The organism is Thalassobaculum sp. (genome assembly GCF_040219215.1).
GTDB lineage: Bacteria > Pseudomonadota > Alphaproteobacteria > Thalassobaculales > Thalassobaculaceae > Thalassobaculum_A.
In genome coordinates, this window is sequence record NZ_JAVJSX010000008.1 from 37,670 (window position 1) to 54,542 (window position 16,873).

Sequence of the window (16,873 nt, forward strand, 5' to 3'; positions counted from 1 at the left end):
TCTGCTGCCTCCGCCGGGATGCCTGCGAGATCCTTGATTGTAGGATCAATACCGTTAGGATCGGCCGAATTCATTCCCTGGAGGAAACGTAATGCCGATTGCCCAGCCGTCCGTCAGCCTTGAAGAGGCGCGGACCATCATTGCCGCTGCGTTGGCCAAGGCTTCCGAACTCAAGCTCAAGCCGCTCGGCGTGGTGGTGCTCGACACGGCCGGTCATGTGAAGGCGTTCGAACGGCAGGACGGGGCCAGCCACATGCGCTTCGACGTGGCTCTGGGCAAGGCCTATGGCGGCGTGGCGCTCGGCCTCGGCTCGCGGGCGCTGTTCAAGCGCGCCCAGGAGCAATCCTATTTCGTCAACGCCGTGAACACGTTGGCCGGCGGCAAGCTGGTGCCGGTGCCGGGCGGCGTGCTGATCCGCGACGCCGGCGGGAACATCGTCGGTGCCGTCGGCATCAGCGGCGACGCATCGGACCAGGATGAGGCCTGCGCGATTGCCGGAATCGAGGCCGCCGGGCTGGTGGCCGATCCGGGCTGATCGCAGATTGCGGCAGCCGTTCGCGCGGCGGGCTCAGACGGTCAGACCGGCAGGTAGCGGGTCAGCGACAGGATGACGTCGGTCGTCCGGCCGTCGGTGGCCAGCGGCAGGTGAACCCGCTGCGCCAACCGGTCCGCCAGATTGCGCCTGCCGGGCTTCGGCAACGCAGGAGCCGTGCAGAACACCGGCACGCCGTCGCCGGCGCAGGTGATCAGGTGCCGGCAGGCGCTGCTGCTGTCAAAGTTCACAAAGGCTTCGTCACACCAAAGACCGGTGGAATCGCGACCGCTTGCGGCCACGATGGCGGTGCCGATCAACCGCAGGCGAAACCGCCAAGGGTCTCGAGACACGTCGGCCAGCCAGATGTGCGGCAGCAGTTCGGGGATGTCGATCGGATCGAAGTGCTGACGACCCGGCAGCCCGTCTGTCGGGTGAATCTTGCGCCAATACGCTACCAGTGCCTGTATGTCTTCGCCGTATGAGCTCGCAAGAAACGTTTCGTCCGCTTCGAGTTCGGGAAGGAGCATGCTGTGGCGCTCTCGCGATTGAGCCCGAACGGTATGCCTTCGATCGTTAACGAACGATTTAAGTTTCACCTCGGACGAGCGGAGCGCGGAGAATACCGCGCGGTGATCACTGGGGAGCAGACACCCTGACGTGGTCGGCGGTCCAGGCGCCCGGCCACACCTCGGGGCCGTTGTCGCGCAGCGCCCGGATCGCGCCGACCGGAATGTCGCGGGCGACGAGGATGGCGCCTTCGCCCCAGTGCCCCTCCAGCGGTGGCGTCTCGGCGTGCACGCCGGAGTAGCCGAGCGACGGTTCGCACGGCAGGTAGACGGCGTTGCCGGAGACATTGGTCGGGTTCCAGGTGGTGCCGGGCGTTTGCCCGACGACGCCGGTGACCGCTACCGCGCACATCAGTTCGACCGCACGAGCCTTGGCGCAGCTGAACACCCGGGAATAGCCTGAGCGCCGCTCGGTCATCGACGGAACCAGCAGCAGATCGGGCCGGTGCGGCGCCAGCAAGGACGACAGTGCCGGCATCTCCACATCCAGGCAGATGACGATGGCGATCGTCAGCCCCTCCCACTCGACGATCTGCACGCTGTCGCCAGTCGTCAGGGTCCAGGCTTTGGGATGCTTCTCGCCCGGCGTCAGGCACAGCTTGTCCTGGTGGATCACCCTGCCGTCCGGCAGCAGCAGCCAGGCCCGGTTGCGCTGCCCGCCGTCCACGGTCCACGGCATGGTCCCGGCCATCAGACCGATGCCGTGCTTCGCCGGCAGCGGCCGCAACCGGTCCAGCGCTTCCGGAGCCAGATCGGCCAGCCACGGGATTTCCCGGTCGGTGGTCAGCCCGTCGGGGCGGAACGAAAGCCACTGCTCGCAGGCGTATTCCGGCATGACCAGCATCCGGGCGCCGGCGGCGGCGGCTTCCGCCATTCGTGCGTCAACCCTGGCAGCCCAGGCGTCCAGTCCGTTCAGCGGGCGGCCCAGATTGGTGGCCCACAGGGCGAGCGTGATGGTTTCCGGTGTCGGCATCGATGTCATCCCGTTGCTGGGCGATACCCGGTGGTACCGCCTTGGCAGCGGCCGGGTCCAGCACTCAGTGGAATTCCAGCACCGTTACTCAGCCTTGCGATCGCCTTCGGATTCACTGCGCGGGGCTGCCGAGGAATCGGCCCACGGCATCGCCCGTGGCACACGGAGACGCTCCTGCGCCGGGCCCTGGGGACCGGGCGAGGAACGCCTCCGGGTGTTGCCGACCCGAGTCAGAACGTTGTCGAGCTGTGCAGCTTCTTGTACTCGGCGATGTGCTTGACCGCAGCGGTGACGCCGCCCGGGGTGTGCGGAACGTCGAGGTAGACGAACGTCGCCTCGACCGCAGCCAGGCAGGCGTAGAGCATAGGGGCGTTCATGTCGCCCATGTGGCCGATGCGGAACGCGCGGCCGCCGAACACGCCCAAGCCGCCGCCGACCCCGGCCAGCATCTCGTCGCGGCAGACCTCGCGGATGCGGTCGGCATTCACGCCTTCGGCGGTGCGGATCGTGGTAACGCCGAGCGACCGCTCGGCCTCAACCAGGGCGTTGATCTCAAGCGCGCCCGCCTGACCCCAGACGTCGATCGCCTTCCAGGTCGCTTCCGCAAGCACCCGGTGCCGCTCGAACACCCGCTCCAGTCCTTCCTCGAACAGGGCGGCGAGCCCCTCGCGCTGGCCGAAGATGTGGATCTGTGGTGCCGTGCCGCAGAACGTGCGGTAACCCTGGTTGGACATGCGGGGCGTCCAGTCCCAGTAGCGCCGGTCGCGCCTGGTCGCCTTGTGGGCGGCGATCGCCTTGTCGTTCGCGGCGACGAAGCCGAGACCGGGGACCATCATCAGCCCCTTTTGCGAGGCGGCGATCGTGACGTCCACGCCCCATTCGTCCATCCGGAAGTCAATGGTGCCGAGGGAAGCGATGGTATCGACCATCAGTAGCGCCGGGTGCTTGGCGCGGTTCATCGCCTCGCGCACCGCCTTGACGTCGGTGGTTATGCCGGTCGCCGTGTCGGTCTGCACCAGCAGCACCGCCTTGATCCGGTGTCCGGTGTCGTCGGCCAGTGCCTGGGCGATCTTTTCGGGGTCGTGGGCGCGGCGCCAGTCGCCGGGAACGCTCTGGGTCTCGATGCCCAGCGCCTTGGCCATGTCGGCCCAGCTGGAGGAGAAATGCCCGGTCTCCGGGACCAGGGCGAGGTTGCCCGGCTCCAGGGTGTTGACCAGGGCCGCCTCCCAGGCGCCATGTCCGTTGGAGATGTACGAAAACACCTCGCCGTCGGTCCGGAACACCCGCTTCAGCCCTTCGAAGCATTCGATGGCGGCGTCCAGGAACTCGGGATCATTGAGGTCCATGGTGTCGCGGTGCATGGCGTTCAGCACGCGCGGTGGCACGTTGGTCGGACCGGGGGTGTTCAGGAACTTGCGACCACGCTTCAGGGGGCGGTTGGTCGTGTGAGCAAGAGTGTCGGGCGCCATCGGCGACTCCATACGATGACTGGGGAAATGTGGGACGGCACGACACGGTGCCGCGGGAACGGCCCCGTCAGACGATGCGACCGCCGGTCCAACCCGCAGCACGGGCTCGACCCGCCGTCGCGCCGCGCAACATAAAGCAACTCGAAGCCGCCGTCAGTGCCTGGATTTCACTGAATCGACGGTTTTATAGGTTATCCGATAACATGGCAGAACATTGGAACAGGCGGGACGATGACGGGCGGGACAGTCGGGGAAACCCAGGGGCGACGCTTCTTCAACGTTTCGCGCGACACGCCGCCGGACCGGTTCGGTCCGCTGGCCGGTTTTGTGGCGATCTGGCGCAGCAAGTGGCGGGGCGACCGGCTGCCGGGCTGGAGCGACTTCGATTTCTACGACTTCGTCGGATGGCACGGCCTGATCTATATCGATCAGGTGATATCGCGTCAGCCACTCGAAATGCGCTGTCGGTTGTGGGGCAGCAGGCTCGTTGACCTGCTTGGCCACGACGAGACCGGGAAGTTGTTCAGCCAATCGCCGTCGGCGAACGAAGCGGGATTGCTCGGCTCCAACGAGAATCTGGTGCAGCATGGAACCATCGGAATCACGCTCGGCCGGGCCACCAGCTACAGCCGCCAGACCATGTTCACCGTGGTAAAGCTGCCCTGCGCCGAAGACGGAATCGGCGTCGACCACATCCTCGGGTGCAGCCAGCCCGACTACCAGCTTGAAATCTAGGACCGCTCAGGGCGCGGGGATCTGCTGGGTTATGCAGTGGATGTTGCCGCCGCCGAGCAGGATCTCGCGGGCCGGAATGCCGACGACCTCTCGGTCCGGCAGTGCGTCGGCCATGATTCGCAACGCGGCCTCATCGGTGCGCGGATCCAACAGCGGAACGATCGCCCGGCCGTTTGCCAGATAGAAGTTGGCGTAGGATCCGGCCAGTCGGTCACCGGCGCGGCGCGGCTTGGATCCGGGAGCCGTCGTCAGCCCGGCGGCCTCGTCTTCCGTCATGTACAACGGGCCCGGCATCGGCAACAGCCGCACGTCGAACGGTTCGCCGTCGGCGTTGCGGGCGGCATGCAGAACCCGCCGCGCCGCCTCTGATCGCGCCATCTGCGGGTCGGCGGTGTCCTCCGGCCACGTCAGCAGCATCAGGCCGGGAGCGGGCACGTGCAGCAGGTTGTCGACGTGCCCGGTGGTCTCGTCCTCGAACACGCCTGACGGCAGCCAGACCACGACGTCCGCGCCCGTGTAGGCCATCAGCAGGCGTTGCGCTTCGTTCCGCCCGATCCTGGCGTTGCGGCCGGCGCTCAGCACGCATTCCTCGGTGACGAAGATCGTGCCGGCACCGTCGGTGTGCAGGCCGCCGCCCTCCTGGATCAGAGGACATCGGTAGCGGGCGAGGTGCTCGGCCTGTGCGACCCGGGTGGCGACCCGGTCGTCGGCCGCCCAATTCGGGTACAGGCCGTGGACCGCGCCACCCCAGGCGTTGAAGGTCCAGTCGACCGCGCGTCGCTCCCCCTTCGGGTCAACCACCACGGTCGGACCGACATCACGCATCCAGGAATCATTCGATTCCAGCGGGACCACGTTGATGCGGCCGGACAGCGCAGCACGGGCCCGTTCCAGGCGGTCCGGGCGAACCCCGACGGTGACCGGCTCGACCACGGCGATCGCCTCCGCAACCGCCGCAAAGGCCTGCTCGGCCGGGCGCGCATCATCGCGCCAGGTATCGCTGCGGGCCGGCCACAGCATCCAGGTTCCGCTGTGCGGCGTGAACTCGCCGGGCATGCGGAAGCCGTCGGCGGCCGGTGTTGATGACAGAAGGGCGGGTGTCGGTGAGTCGACCAGGGTCAGGCGTCCCAGGTCACGCGCTCGGGAAACCGGCGCATCAGCAGGGCGTTGAGCCGAGCCGCCAACCGCTTGGGCGGAACCGGCTTGACCAGGAATCCGTCGACGCCGAGGCGCTTGGCCTCGATCACGCCGAACGAACCAGTTTCGCCAGCCAGCACGACTACCGGGATGCCGGGCGGTAGGGTGGTGGAGTCCGATCGGATGCGGAACAGCAATTCCAGCCCGTCGATGCCGTCCGGACCCTCCAGCAGCGTGTCGCACAGCACCATCTCGGGCTCAAGCTCGGCCGCCTGGGCCACGGCCTCGGCGGCGTTCGCCGCCTCGGTCGGTCGCGGCAGGCCAAGCGCCAGCAGGGCGCGTACCAAGGCAGCCCGGCTGTCCTCGTCGGGTTCGACCACCAGCACCCGCAGGCCAGCGTAGTCAAATCGGGCGAGCAACCCGTCCATGATTCGCGTCAGCTTTTTGGGTGCCGTGACGCTCATCCCGCTTTACGCTCCCCACCGACGCGTTGTGTCGCTCCCCCAACGCGACCGACAATCGCTGATGTTTATCAATGTAGTCGATTCGATCGCCGGTCGAAAGCGGCGGCCGCCAAGAAAGGGTTCCGATGTCTGCCACAGTCCGGTCCGAAGAGGATCTTCGTTCGATCTACGGCACACCCAGTCGTCTCGCCAGCGGCAAGCAACTGGATTGCCTCGACGTGCACGCCCGCCGGTTCATTGAACTGTCGCCGTTCCTGGTTATTTCCAGCCAAGGCGCCGACGGCCTCGGGGACGTGTCGCCCAAGGGCGATGCGCCGGGATTCGTCCAGGTGATCGACGACCGGACGCTGTTGATTCCCGACCGGCCCGGCAACAACCGGATCGACACCCTGTCGAACCTGATGGCCAACGACGGGGTCGGCCTGCTGTTCCTGGTGCCGGGCGTATGCGAGACCCTGCGGGTCAACGGCCGGGCACGGGTGGTCACCGACCAGGACCTGTTGGCACCGACGGCGGTGCGCGGCCGGTTGCCGGCGACCGGGATCCTCGTCGCGGTCGAGGAGGTCTACCTGCACTGCGCCAAGGCGCTGGTCCGCTCCAAGTTGTGGGAGGCCGATCACAAGGTCGAGCGTCGGTCGCTGCCGAGCCTAGGCCAGATGCTGGCCGACCAGATCGCCGGCCTCGACGCTGTCGATACCGACGCCAAGGTCGAGGATTCGATAAAGAACAGGCTGTACTGAACCGGCAAGCAGGAGCGGGCACCCGGCCGGGGCTGCCGCTCAGGCCTTGGCGAGCATTTGCGCGACGGCCGCCGCCGCCGGTCCGCCGGCCTCGGCATGCTTCAGCAACGGGATCCCGTGCGGGCCGGGCCGGTGCCGCGCCGCCGGGTCGGCGGCAAGAATGGCGCGCACGACGTCCAGATGCCCGAGCATGGCGGCGGCAAAGATGTCCATCCGCGCGCCATTCTCCAGCAGGTAGAGGGCGATATCGCGCCGCCCCATGTGGGCGGCCGCACCAAGCCCGGTCTCCCAGTCGCCGCGACCCCAGTCCCAGGCCGCGTTGACCAAGGCCGGCTCGTTCTGCAGCAGTTCGCGGACGCGCGCCGGATTGCCGTGCGCTTCATTGACGAAGTCCCGCACCAGATCGGGATCGAGACGTGGCTTGTCCGCCATGGAACCCTCCGGACATGGGTGAATGCACGGGATTGCCGCATGATTTCACCCGGCTTCGATCTCGTCGAGCCCGGTGTGCAGGCGATCGAGCGCGGTGGCGCGGCGTTCCGGCAGGCCGAGGGTCCGCGCCCGGCTGAGGTGGTGCAGTGCGACCACCAGCGCCAGCAGACGGGCGTCGCCGGCCAGCCGATCGGCCCGAGCCCGGTCGGTGGTGTAGCCGGCCAGGGTCCGGTCTACGGCGCGCGGTCCCAGGAAATGCCGCAGCAACGCGAAGTCCCAAGCCGGTGCGAGCACGCTGGCGTCGGCGAAGTCGATCAGTCCGCACAGCCGACCGTCCGCCTGCCGGATGTTGGCGCCGTTGAGATCGCCGTGGACGATCACGGGCTGGGCGTCCGAGGCGGCCCGGATCGCCAGCTCCAGCCGTTCCAGCCGAGACGCGATGGCACCGGCTGCCGGTGCGGCGTCAGCAAGCGGATGCCCGGCCAGCGGTTGGCCGCTGAACGGCCACGGGTCGTCGAAACGGTCCAGGATGCCGGCAGCCATATCGCCGCGACGTCCGGCCAGGCCGTTTCCATCGATGCGCAGGCGGCCGTGGCCGGCGACCGGGATGGCGTGCAGTTTCGCCAGCAGCCGGCCAAGCTCATGCCAGACTGCGTCGCCCGACCCGGCGACGGTGCGCTCGCCCTCGATCCAGTGGTCGATGACCCAGGCCGGGCGGTGAGGTGCGGCGGCAAGGCCGGGACGCATACGATGGTCGGCCAACGGCCGGGCCACCAGAGCGTCGCCTGCGGCCAGAAGCTGTCGGCGCAGGGCGACATCGGCATCGATTTCGGTGGTCTTGCCGGGATGGGGCGCCAGTACCCTGACGGCAACCGGGCCGGCGGCGGTGTCGGCGCGCCAGACCTCGCAGGTTGAGGCTTTCGCAACGAACACCAGGTTCCGGATGCCGAGATCGAGGCCGTCAAGCAGCCGGCCAATTCCCGCCGGGTCTGTCACCTGGTCACGCATCGGCGCGCCTGTCGAACGCCGCGGGATCGAGATCGGGTGACATGGCGGCCTCAACTCCCTATGTGTCGCAGGTGCCGATCGCCAGGAGAATGCCATGACTCGCCCCGCCGTCGACTGGGATGACGACTATTCCGCACCCCGTCGCCGATGGTTGTCGGGCCGCGGCATCCTGCGATTGAGCGGCTGGGGCTTGGTGACGCTGGTCGTCGGCGTTCTCCTCTACTACGCGGTCGGCGGCTTCCTGATGAACGCCATCGACGACGATTCGAGCTTCAAGCCCTCCGAGGTGCCGGCCGGCGGCAGCAAGGCTGTCGCGGTGGCGGCCGATTTGATCGACCGCGAGGTCAACCAGCATTTCTGGGTCGCCAACGATCCGTTTTTCTATCCCTCGGCCTGGCTGGACAACACGCCGAACTACCAGCAGGGCGTGATCTACGCCCTGTCGCGCTTTGCGGTGGAGATGACCGATCAGATCGGGCGGACCCGAGGTTCGTCGGAGGCCGACGCCGACCTCGACAAGGCGGCCGGGCTTCTGAAGTTTCCCGGCAACGTCTGGGTCTATGACCTGTCGACGTCGTTCCTGCCGACCGCGTCGTCGGAATCGCAGTACCGAGCGGCGCGGCGGGCGCTGCTCGCCTACAACCAGCGTCTGGTGTCGGGACAGGCGATCTTCGAGCGGCGGGCCGACAACCTGCTGGGCACGATCGAGCGGATCGCCGCGGATCTCGGATCGGCCTCGGCGACGGTCGACCAGCATCTCGCCCAGTCGCGCAGCATGATGATCGACACCCGGGTTGACGATATCTTCTACGGCGTGAAGGGACGGCTGTACGGCTATTACCTGTTGCTGACGGCCATCGGCGAGGACTTCGAGCCGGTTCTGAAGGAGAAGCAACTGGCGTCCGCCTGGGCGCAGATGCTGGACTCGCTGCGTCAGGCGGCGGTGCTCGATCCGGTGGTGGTGGTCAACGGCGCGCCGGACGGCCTGTTCTTCCCGAGCCATCTGGCGGTGCAGGGATTCTATCTGCTGCGTGCCCGCACCCAGCTGCGCGAGATCTCCAGCATCCTTCTGCGGTAGAGCCAGTTCACTCGATCATGCCGTCGGATCGTCGATCTCCGCCGGCACCGTCAGGCGCTGGAACAGCGCGCGGTCAACCGTGTCACGGGTCTGTTGATAGAGACCGGTCACGGATCGAGGATCGCGGCTCCCGCCTGTTGGAGTCCCGGCTTGGGCGTCCAGGTGCTGGCCGATAGCCTGGGCCAGGAACGGCGATGACGGCCGCGGGCGGACCCGGCCGGAATAGACCGTCTCGAATGCCGGCTGATCGAAGCTTGCCGTATCGAAGCGTCTTGGTCCGAAGCGGTCGGCGTCGGACGGACCGACGTCCGGGCGTCCCGACGCACGGAGTGTCCGGTTGTCCAGTAAGAGAGGGTCAGCATCGTCGGCGCGATCGCCGCGCAGCGTCCGCTCCGGGCCCGGCGCCTCGATCCGGGGGGTGGAGGCACCCGGCGCGCGTCGGCAACGCTCTCCGCCCGCCCGCGCTGGCCCAGTGCCGGATCGACCGCAACTGGACGTTCCACGCCGCCCGCTGCCGGCCGAGGGGCGGTCGGCTGGGCGCTGAACAGAGCCCCGACGGGGCCTGCGGAATTGAGGGGCGTGATCATGCGGACGCCCTCCGACCGGTCCATGACAGGTCAGGATCGCGCAATTCGGTTGACGATGGGTTAACCCGGCCGGATTCGCCCGGCCGACGCTTCGGCAGTCAGCTCTTGCCTTTGCTCTCGCCCAGTCTTTCGAGCTGGTGACGCAGCTGCTCGACCTGGTCCTGGAGCGTGCGCACGGCCGCCGCGGTCTGGTGGTCCGGACTGGAAGTTGGCTTCTGTGGTTCGGTCGCGGCAGGCGCCTGCTTGGCGTCTCCACCGATCGGCGGCGTGAACATCTTCATCGCCTGTTCGAACATCATGAGGTTCTTCTTCGTCATGTCCTCGAACTGGGTGAACGGGAACAGGCCGCCGAAGGCTTCCTTCATGTAGCTGCGCATGTTGTCCTGGTTGTCGGTAAAGGTCGACATCGCAGTCTCGAGATAGCGCGGCACCACCATCTGCAGGTTGTCGCCGTAGAATCCGATGAGCTGGCGCAGGAAGCCGATGGGCAGCAGGTTCTGCCCCTTGCCTTCCTCTTCGACGATGATCTGAGTCAGCACCGCCCGGGTGATGTCCTCGCCGGTCTTGGCGTCGTACACCACGAAGTCGACGTCATCCTTCACCATCTGACACAGGTGGTCGAGGGTGACGTAGCTGCTGGTCGCGGTGTTGTAGAGACGCCGGTTGGCGTACTTCTTGATGGTGACCACGTTCTTGTCGCCATCAGCCGGGTTGTTCTGCGTGCGGGATGTCCTGGTCTTGTCCGCCATCACGTTGTCCGCTGCTCCCTTGTCGCCGTGCCCCGGTGGGCACCTCAGGTTCCACGGTGTCCGCGACCCAGTCCCGAACCGCAGCAAAGACTGCGCGCTTGCCTGCTGCTTTGCAACGACTAACCTGCCGAACTGCCGGGAACCCCTGGGTTGCAGGCTTGCCGCGACGCGATAGCCAATGCTGCGCGCAGGCGCATCACCGGCTGACAGTTGGACGGAAGCAGATCCAGTGCGAGTTCGCGAAGGTTCTCGGTTCCAACGCATCGCGTTGGCCCAATGCCAATACCGTGCACACCAGGACAACCTCATTCTGCCTGAAATTGACGGTTACTCGACCGCCGCTCGACCAATTACGTTCCCCAAATGTAAAACAACCAACTCTGGCCCGGACGGCCCCAGTTCTACGGTGGCCTGGGCTGCCGTCAGCCAGTTTCCGGTCCTCACCGAGAGCGGAGCACAGCGGAATTCTACAGACACCCGTTCGCCACTGATCTGCTGGGTGCGGTGCTTGACCTTGGAGCCGAACATCAGGGCTGTGCCGGCGGGTACAACCGGAACATGGGACACGCCCTCAGTGTCAAACTCCAGTGACGGGGCGCTCACGCCGACATCGTCAAAGGTCAACCAGAACGTGACCCCGGTGCAGTGCGGCTCGAAGAACCAGTCGTCGGTATGCCACTGGTGAAAATCGGTCTGATCGGCGGTGTTGTATCGGACGGTACCGATCGCATAGATCGTTGTGACCGGTTCACCAAAGACCCTGTGTGCGTGCGGAAACAGCCGGTCAGCCCAGCCCATCAAGAGTTCATGCCCGACGCGAGGTCTGGTCAGACACAACTCGGAAAACTTCATCTTTCCCCCGCCCGGCATCAGCGAGGCAATGTGTCGGCGCACGTGCGGTGTGGCTCGGGGAACAGAGATCGCCGTGTACGGAACGGTCATCGGAACCACACTGTCCGAAAGAGGTCAGACGACCAGCTGAAGCGTTGCCGGGCAACCATGGCGAACACGCAATCGATGATCGGGTCTGATGACGTGGTCTGGTACACAATACTTTCCGGAGGCGGCGCTTCGAGTCGAAAGCAGTCCCGTGCGACGCTCGACAGCGTTCTGTATATTTCCAATCCGGATCCAGGTCGACCGCTGACTGGAAGACGGGCGAAAGTCGACATCGCAGGCGGCCGGTTCCGGCAATGGTGGGGGCGGCATGGTTTCCAGGCTGGATGTGGAAGTGTCGGAAGCACGAAGTTTTGTTCCCCTCTCCTAAATAGTTCATGAATATCAGTATCTTGACGGGTACTGCGAAATCCGTGACATACTCTGATGCTATGACCACTCCTCCCGACCCGCACGATCTGGCTCGCCGTTTCCTGGACCTGTGGCAGGACCAGGTTCAGGCGATCGCGACCGATCCGGAGATGGCCGACAGCGTCCGGCGCTGGACCGCGTTGTGGGCCGGTGCCATGCGCCCCGGGGGAGCTGCGCCGTCGTCGCGTGGCGGCACGGGTGACGGCCTGCAGCCGGGGTACCGGTCGGCGGCCGGTGCGGCGTATGATGCCGCCAGCACCGCTGCGGCCGCATCGCACGGATCTGGCGGTGCATTGGATGACGGGCCCGACAATCAGGAACGGGACGAGCATGGCTGGTCGGGGAAGCAGCGTATCGGCGAACGACGGCCCACCGCGGCCGGGTCCGCGGCCGCTGCCGCTGTACCTGACCACGGCAGCGACGACGTGGCTCTCATCCTACGCGAGCTCCGCCGCCTGGAAGCAAGGATCGCTCGACTGGAAACCAGGCTCGAAGGAGGCGGCGAGCAGCCTGCGAGACCAACTCGCGGCCCTCGAGGCGGCGCGGGCCGCAGCCGAGGCTGATCCAGGGGCCGGAGCGTCGCCCGGCACTTCGTTCGAGCAGGCCATGGACGAGGAGGTCCGGCGGCGTTTCGGGCGATTCCTCGACGGCATCGAGGTCTACCGGTCGCATCCCTACCGGCGGCCTGCCGACCATCCGCCGGTGTGCTGGAAAGAGGGCGCCACTCTTCTGCTCGACTACGGGGCCGTGCCGGAAGCGGCGAGTGGACCGGGCGGCGGCCTGCCGGTCCTGGTTGTGCCGTCGCTGGTCAACCGCGGCTATGTCCTCGACCTGACACCGCAGCGATCGCTGATGCGAGGGTTGGCAGCGGCCGGATTCCGGCCGTTCCTGGTCGAATGGGGGTTCCCCGGCGAGGCCGAGCGGCGCTTCACGCTCACCGACTACGTGGCGGGTCGGTTGGAGGGCGCGCTGGAGGCGGTGCTGACCATTACCGGACGGCGACCGCCCGTGCTGGGCTACTGCATGGGCGGGTTGCTGGCGCTGGCGCTGGTGCAGCGCCGGCCGCGCGACACCGCGGGACTCGCGCTGCTGGCGACACCCTGGGACTTCGCGGCCGACGCGCCGCCGGTGGCTGCCGCCCTGCCTCTGGCGGAACCCTGGCTGACGGCTATGATCGAGGCGGCCGGCTGGCTGCCGACCGACCTGATCCAGACCCTGTTCTTCTCGCTCGACCCCATGCTGGTCATTCGAAAGTTCCTGCGCTTCTCCGAGCTTGATCCCGGCGGTCCCGAGGCCGCCGAGTTCGTGGCGCTGGAGGATTGGCTGAACGACGGCGTGCCGCTGGCGGCTCCGGTGGCGCGCGAGGCGCTGTTTGACTGGTACGGCCGCAACACCCCGGCCGAGGGCGAGTGGCGGGTCGCCGGCCGTGCGATCACACCGGAGCGGATCGATGCACCGGCCCTGGTGATGATCCCGGCGCGTGACCGCATCGTGCCGCCGGCCTCGGCCCGTGACCTGGCGCGGCGCCTACCCAATGCCATCCAGGCCGACGTCGCCCTCGGGCATATCGGCATGGTGGTCGGCTCAAGCGCGCCCAAGCGGGCGTGGAGCACCCTGATCGACTGGTTGAATGACATCCCGGAGACCGCTTCAGCATGACCGACGCTACCCTGAACCACGAAGGCGACACGATCGAAGCCCTGCGCGACGCCTGCCAGACCCTGCACGAGGTGATCGACCGGGCCCGCAGCCGCCTGGACAACAACGTCTGGGACTACCTGCGCGGCGGCACGGAGAGCGAAACCACCCTGCGGCGCAACCGTCTGGCGTTCGACCGGCTGGCCTTCCGTCCCCGGGTGCTGCGCGACATGCGCGAGGTCGACACCGGCGGCTCGTTCCTTGGCCACAAGCTGCGCCTGCCGGTGCTGCTGTGCCCGATCGGCTCGCTGGAGAGCTTCCACCCCGACGGACCGCGCGCCGCGATGCAGGCAGCGGCCGATTTCGGGGTGTCTCTGTTCCTGTCGTCGGTCGGTACCGTTCCGCTGGAAGAAGTGGCGACCGTCCAGGGCGGCATGAAGGTGTTCTGCCTGTACAAGCGCGGCGACGACGATTGGCTGGACGGCGTGGTTGGCCGTGCCATCGACCATGGCTACGACGCCTTTGCGATCACCGTGGACAGCGCCTGGTACAGCCGGCGCGAGCGCGACTTGGCCAACCGGTTCGTCAAACCCTGGCGCCAGGTGCCGGGGATGGAATTCCAGAAAGCCCTGAACTGGACCGACATCGCCCGGTTCAAGAAGACCTACGACATTCCGCTGATCCTGAAGGGCATCGCCACCGCCGAGGACGCCCGCTTGGCGATCGAGCACGGCGCCGACGCGGTGTTCGTGTCCAACCATGGCGGTCGCCAGCTTGATCACGGGGCCGGCGCGCTCGATGTGCTGCCGGAAGTGGTCGATGCGGTGCGCGGCCGGGCATCGGTGGCGGTCGATGGCGGCGTGGTGCGCGGCACCGACATCGCCAAGGCCCGGGCGCTCGGCGCCGACGTGGTGGGGATCGGCCGGCTGCTGTGCTGCGGCTTGGCGGCCGGCGGTACTGCCGGCGTGGTAAGGGTATTGGAACTGCTGGAGGAGGAGGCGCGCATCGACCTCGGCCTGCTCGGCGCGCAGAGCTTCGGCGAGTTGGACGGCCGCTACCTGCGCCCGGCCGAGCCGGTGATGGAGCCGGGCCTGTGGAGCCAGTATCCGCTGATCGGCGACGCCGCGCGTCTCTGACGGATTGAACAACGGACGGGCGCCGGCACAAGGCGGCGGTCGGCGATCCGGCTGCGAGAATCCAGCGGCCTGATCCACGTCAAACCGGCCGGGGGCCGGTTGTGGGATACCGGGCCCCGGCTTATGTTGGTCGTGAAGCGCCGCATTCGGCACGGACCGACCGACCCGTCCCGCATGCACGCGAGTGTTCGAACGTTCGGATTCCACAGGGGAGACCACCATGACCCAGGTCGTGATTGCCGGCGCCGCCCGCACGCCGGTCGGCGCGTTCAACGGGGCGCTGAGCACGCTGCCAGCGAGCAGTCTGGGCGAGGTTGCGATCCGCGCCGCGCTGTCGCGGGCAAAGACCGATGCGGCCGAGGTCGACGAGGTTGTGCTCGGCCAGGTCCTGACCGCCGCCCAGGGGCAGAACCCGGCACGACAGGCCGCAATCGCAGCCGGTATCCCGGTCGAGCGTACGGCCTACGGCATCAACCAGGTCTGCGGCTCCGGCCTGCGCACCGTCGCCCTCGGCTATCAGGCGATCATGCTGGGCGATGCCCAGGTCATGGTCTGCGGCGGCCAGGAGAGCATGAGCCTGTCGACCCACGCCCAGCACCTGCGCGGCGGCCAGCGCATGGGCGACCTGCAGTTCATCGACACCATGATCCGCGATGGCCTGTGGGATGCCTTCAACGGCTATCACATGGGCAACACCGCCGAGAACGTGGCCGAGAAGTTCCAGATCACCCGCGAGCAGCAGGATGCCTTTGCCGCGGCGTCGCAGCAGAAGGCGGCGGCGGCGCAGTCGGCCGGTCGGTTCAAGGACGAGATCGCGCCAGTCACCGTCAAGGGCCGCAAGGGCGATGTAGTCGTGGATGCCGACGAATACCTGAAGCCGGACACCACGATCGAGACCCTCGCCAAGTTGCGTCCGGCGTTCCAGCGTGACGGCGGCACGGTCACGGCCGGCAACGCATCGGGCATCAACGACGGCGCTGCGGCGCTGGTATTGATGAGCGCCGACAATGCCGCCAAGCGGGGGGTGGCGCCGCTGGCGCGCATCGCTTCGTGGGCGACTGCGGGTGTCGACCCGAAGATCATGGGCACCGGGCCGATCCCGGCCAGCCGCCTGGCCTTGAAGAAGGCCGGCTGGTCGGTCGACGACCTCGATCTGATTGAGGCCAACGAGGCGTTCGCCGCCCAGGCCTGCGCGGTCAACAAGGACCTCGGCTGGGACCAGGACAAGGTCAACGTGAACGGCGGCGCCATCGCCATCGGCCATCCGATCGGTGCATCCGGTGCGCGCGTGCTGATCACCCTTCTGCACGAGATGCAGCGGCGTGACGCGAAGAAGGGCCTGGCCACCCTGTGCATCGGTGGCGGCATGGGTGTCGCTATGTGCGTCGAGCGCGACTAGACGACGAATAAGGATGGTCGCACCGCTTTGGCGGAGCGGCCATCCGATGCCTCCCGGCAGCAAGAACTGGGCGGCATCGATCGGGGGATTGCAACAGGAAGGGAGTGACGCCAATGGCACGCGTGGCACTGGTAACGGGCGGTACCCGAGGCATCGGCGAGGCGATTTCGATCGCGCTCAAGGACGCCGGCTGCAAAGTCGCTGCCAACTACGCCGGGAATGACGAGCGGGCGCAGGAATTCAGCAAGCGGACAGGCATTCCTTCATTCAAGTGGGATGTATCGGACTTCGCGGCGTGCCAGGCCGGTGTCGCCAAGGTCGAGGCCGAAGTCGGGTCGGTGGACATCCTGGTCAACAACGCCGGCATCACCCGCGACGGTACCATCCACAAGATGGATCATGAGATGTGGCAGGCGGTGATCGACACCAACCTCGGCTCCTGCTTCAACATGTGCCGGGCGACGATCGACGGCATGCGGGCGCGCAAGTTCGGCCGGGTCGTCAACATCGGCTCGATCAACGGCCAGGCCGGCCAGTACGGCCAGGTCAACTACGCCGCCGCCAAGTCGGGCATCCATGGATTCACCAAGGCGATGGCGCAGGAGGGTGCCCGCTCCGGCATCACGGTCAACGCGATCGCGCCCGGCTACATCGACACGGACATGGTGGCCGCGGTGCCGGCCGACGTGCTGGAGAAGATCAAGGCCCGCATCCCGGTCGGCCGGCTTGGGCATGCCTCGGAGATCGCCCGCGGCGTGGTGTTCCTCACCGCCGACGAGGGTGGCTTCATCACCGGCTCGACGCTCAGCATCAACGGCGGCCAGCACATGTACTGAGGAATGTGGGGTGGCCGACTGGTGGCCACCCCTGCATTCTCCGTGGTCGAGGTCACCGGCCTGGAGTCGGCTGCGAAACCTCG

The 16,873-nt window shown here is 67.2% G+C and carries 17 protein-coding genes; 8 read left to right on the plus strand and 9 right to left on the minus strand.

The features are described 5' to 3' along the window. The first annotated feature begins 91 nt into the window (after nt 1–91). Entirely contained in the window at nt 92–535 is a 444-nt protein-coding gene (locus RIC54_RS05480) for a GlcG/HbpS family heme-binding protein (protein WP_350085083.1), read from the plus strand. Nucleotides 536–576: 41 nt separating this feature from the next. On the opposite strand, the gene RIC54_RS05485 is transcribed toward RIC54_RS05480, so the two are convergent. The 3 genes from RIC54_RS05485 to RIC54_RS05495 all read right to left on the minus strand — a co-directional run bounded on the left by RIC54_RS05485 (nt 577) and on the right by RIC54_RS05495 (nt 3,543). Next, on the minus strand, nt 577–1,062 hold the full coding sequence (locus RIC54_RS05485; protein WP_350085085.1) for a PAS domain-containing protein: 486 nt from the start codon (nt 1,060–1,062) through the stop codon (nt 577–579). Between the two features lie 106 nt (nt 1,063–1,168). Then, entirely contained in the window at nt 1,169–2,074 is a 906-nt protein-coding gene (locus RIC54_RS05490) for a carbon-nitrogen hydrolase family protein (RefSeq protein WP_350085087.1), read from the minus strand. Between the two features lie 230 nt (nt 2,075–2,304). Continuing rightward, entirely contained in the window at nt 2,305–3,543 is a 1,239-nt protein-coding gene (locus RIC54_RS05495; protein ID WP_350085089.1) for a pyridoxal-phosphate-dependent aminotransferase family protein, read from the minus strand. A gap of 231 nt (nt 3,544–3,774) precedes the next feature. Here RIC54_RS05495 and RIC54_RS05500 point away from each other — a divergent pair, with 231 nt between their 5' ends. After that, nucleotides 3,775–4,278, plus strand: a complete 504-nt coding sequence (locus tag RIC54_RS05500) for a PAS domain-containing protein (protein WP_350085091.1) — start codon at nt 3,775–3,777, stop codon at nt 4,276–4,278. 6 nt (nt 4,279–4,284) lie between these two features. Here the strand turns inward: RIC54_RS05500 and aguA are convergent, their stop codons facing one another. Both aguA and RIC54_RS05510 read right to left on the minus strand, forming a co-directional pair. Continuing rightward, nucleotides 4,285–5,409: an agmatine deiminase gene (gene aguA / locus RIC54_RS05505; RefSeq protein WP_350087884.1), complete on the minus strand. Its 1,125-nt coding sequence runs from the start codon at nt 5,407–5,409 to the stop codon at nt 4,285–4,287. Then, nucleotides 5,397–5,879, minus strand: a complete 483-nt coding sequence (locus RIC54_RS05510; protein WP_350085093.1) for a response regulator transcription factor — start codon at nt 5,877–5,879, stop codon at nt 5,397–5,399. Before RIC54_RS05510 ends, aguA begins: the two co-directional genes overlap by 13 nt. Before the next feature lie 125 nt (nt 5,880–6,004). On the opposite strand from RIC54_RS05510, the gene RIC54_RS05515 reads away from it, so the two are divergent. After that, nucleotides 6,005–6,619 (plus strand): pyridoxamine 5'-phosphate oxidase family protein, encoded by a 615-nt coding sequence (locus RIC54_RS05515; protein ID WP_350085095.1) that lies wholly within the window; start codon nt 6,005–6,007, stop codon nt 6,617–6,619. 39 nt (nt 6,620–6,658) lie between these two features. Here RIC54_RS05515 and RIC54_RS05520 read toward each other — a convergent pair whose 3' ends face one another. Together RIC54_RS05520 and RIC54_RS05525 are read right to left on the minus strand one after the other, a co-directional pair. Further along, entirely contained in the window at nt 6,659–7,051 is a 393-nt protein-coding gene (locus tag RIC54_RS05520; RefSeq protein ID WP_350085097.1) for an ankyrin repeat domain-containing protein, read from the minus strand. A gap of 45 nt (nt 7,052–7,096) precedes the next feature. Then, nucleotides 7,097–8,059, minus strand: coding sequence for a phosphotransferase (locus RIC54_RS05525; protein WP_350085099.1), 963 nt, complete (start codon nt 8,057–8,059; stop codon nt 7,097–7,099). Between the two features lie 94 nt (nt 8,060–8,153). Here RIC54_RS05525 and RIC54_RS05530 point away from each other — a divergent pair, with 94 nt between their 5' ends. Beyond that, the gene (locus RIC54_RS05530; RefSeq protein ID WP_350085101.1) at nt 8,154–9,137 is read left to right on the plus strand and encodes a DUF2333 family protein; all 984 of its coding nucleotides are present in this window, start codon (nt 8,154–8,156) and stop codon (nt 9,135–9,137) included. Between the two features lie 685 nt (nt 9,138–9,822). Here RIC54_RS05530 and phaR read toward each other — a convergent pair. After that, nucleotides 9,823–10,473 (minus strand): polyhydroxyalkanoate synthesis repressor PhaR, encoded by a 651-nt coding sequence (gene phaR, locus RIC54_RS05535; RefSeq protein ID WP_350085103.1) that lies wholly within the window; start codon nt 10,471–10,473, stop codon nt 9,823–9,825. Between the two features lie 327 nt (nt 10,474–10,800). Next, nucleotides 10,801–11,415: a hypothetical protein gene (locus RIC54_RS05540; RefSeq protein ID WP_350085105.1), complete on the minus strand. Its 615-nt coding sequence runs from the start codon at nt 11,413–11,415 to the stop codon at nt 10,801–10,803. Nucleotides 11,416–12,111: 696 nt separating this feature from the next. Here RIC54_RS05540 and RIC54_RS05545 point away from each other — a divergent pair. The 4 genes from RIC54_RS05545 (at nt 12,112) to phbB (ending at nt 16,790) form a co-directional block, all read left to right on the plus strand. Further along, a complete protein-coding gene (locus RIC54_RS05545; protein ID WP_350085107.1) occupies nt 12,112–13,440 on the plus strand; it encodes an alpha/beta fold hydrolase in 1,329 nt (442 codons plus the stop codon). After that, nucleotides 13,437–14,555: an alpha-hydroxy acid oxidase gene (locus tag RIC54_RS05550; RefSeq protein WP_350085109.1), complete on the plus strand. Its 1,119-nt coding sequence runs from the start codon at nt 13,437–13,439 to the stop codon at nt 14,553–14,555. Before RIC54_RS05545 ends, RIC54_RS05550 begins: the two co-directional genes overlap by 4 nt. A gap of 220 nt (nt 14,556–14,775) precedes the next feature. Beyond that, nucleotides 14,776–15,954 carry an acetyl-CoA C-acetyltransferase gene (locus RIC54_RS05555; protein WP_350150838.1) on the plus strand — a complete coding sequence of 393 codons (1,179 nt, stop codon included), beginning with the start codon at nt 14,776–14,778 and terminating at the stop codon, nt 15,952–15,954. 113 nt (nt 15,955–16,067) lie between these two features. Further along, the gene (gene phbB, locus RIC54_RS05560) at nt 16,068–16,790 is read left to right on the plus strand and encodes an acetoacetyl-CoA reductase (protein WP_350150840.1); all 723 of its coding nucleotides are present in this window, start codon (nt 16,068–16,070) and stop codon (nt 16,788–16,790) included. Nucleotides 16,791–16,873 lie beyond the last annotated feature (83 nt).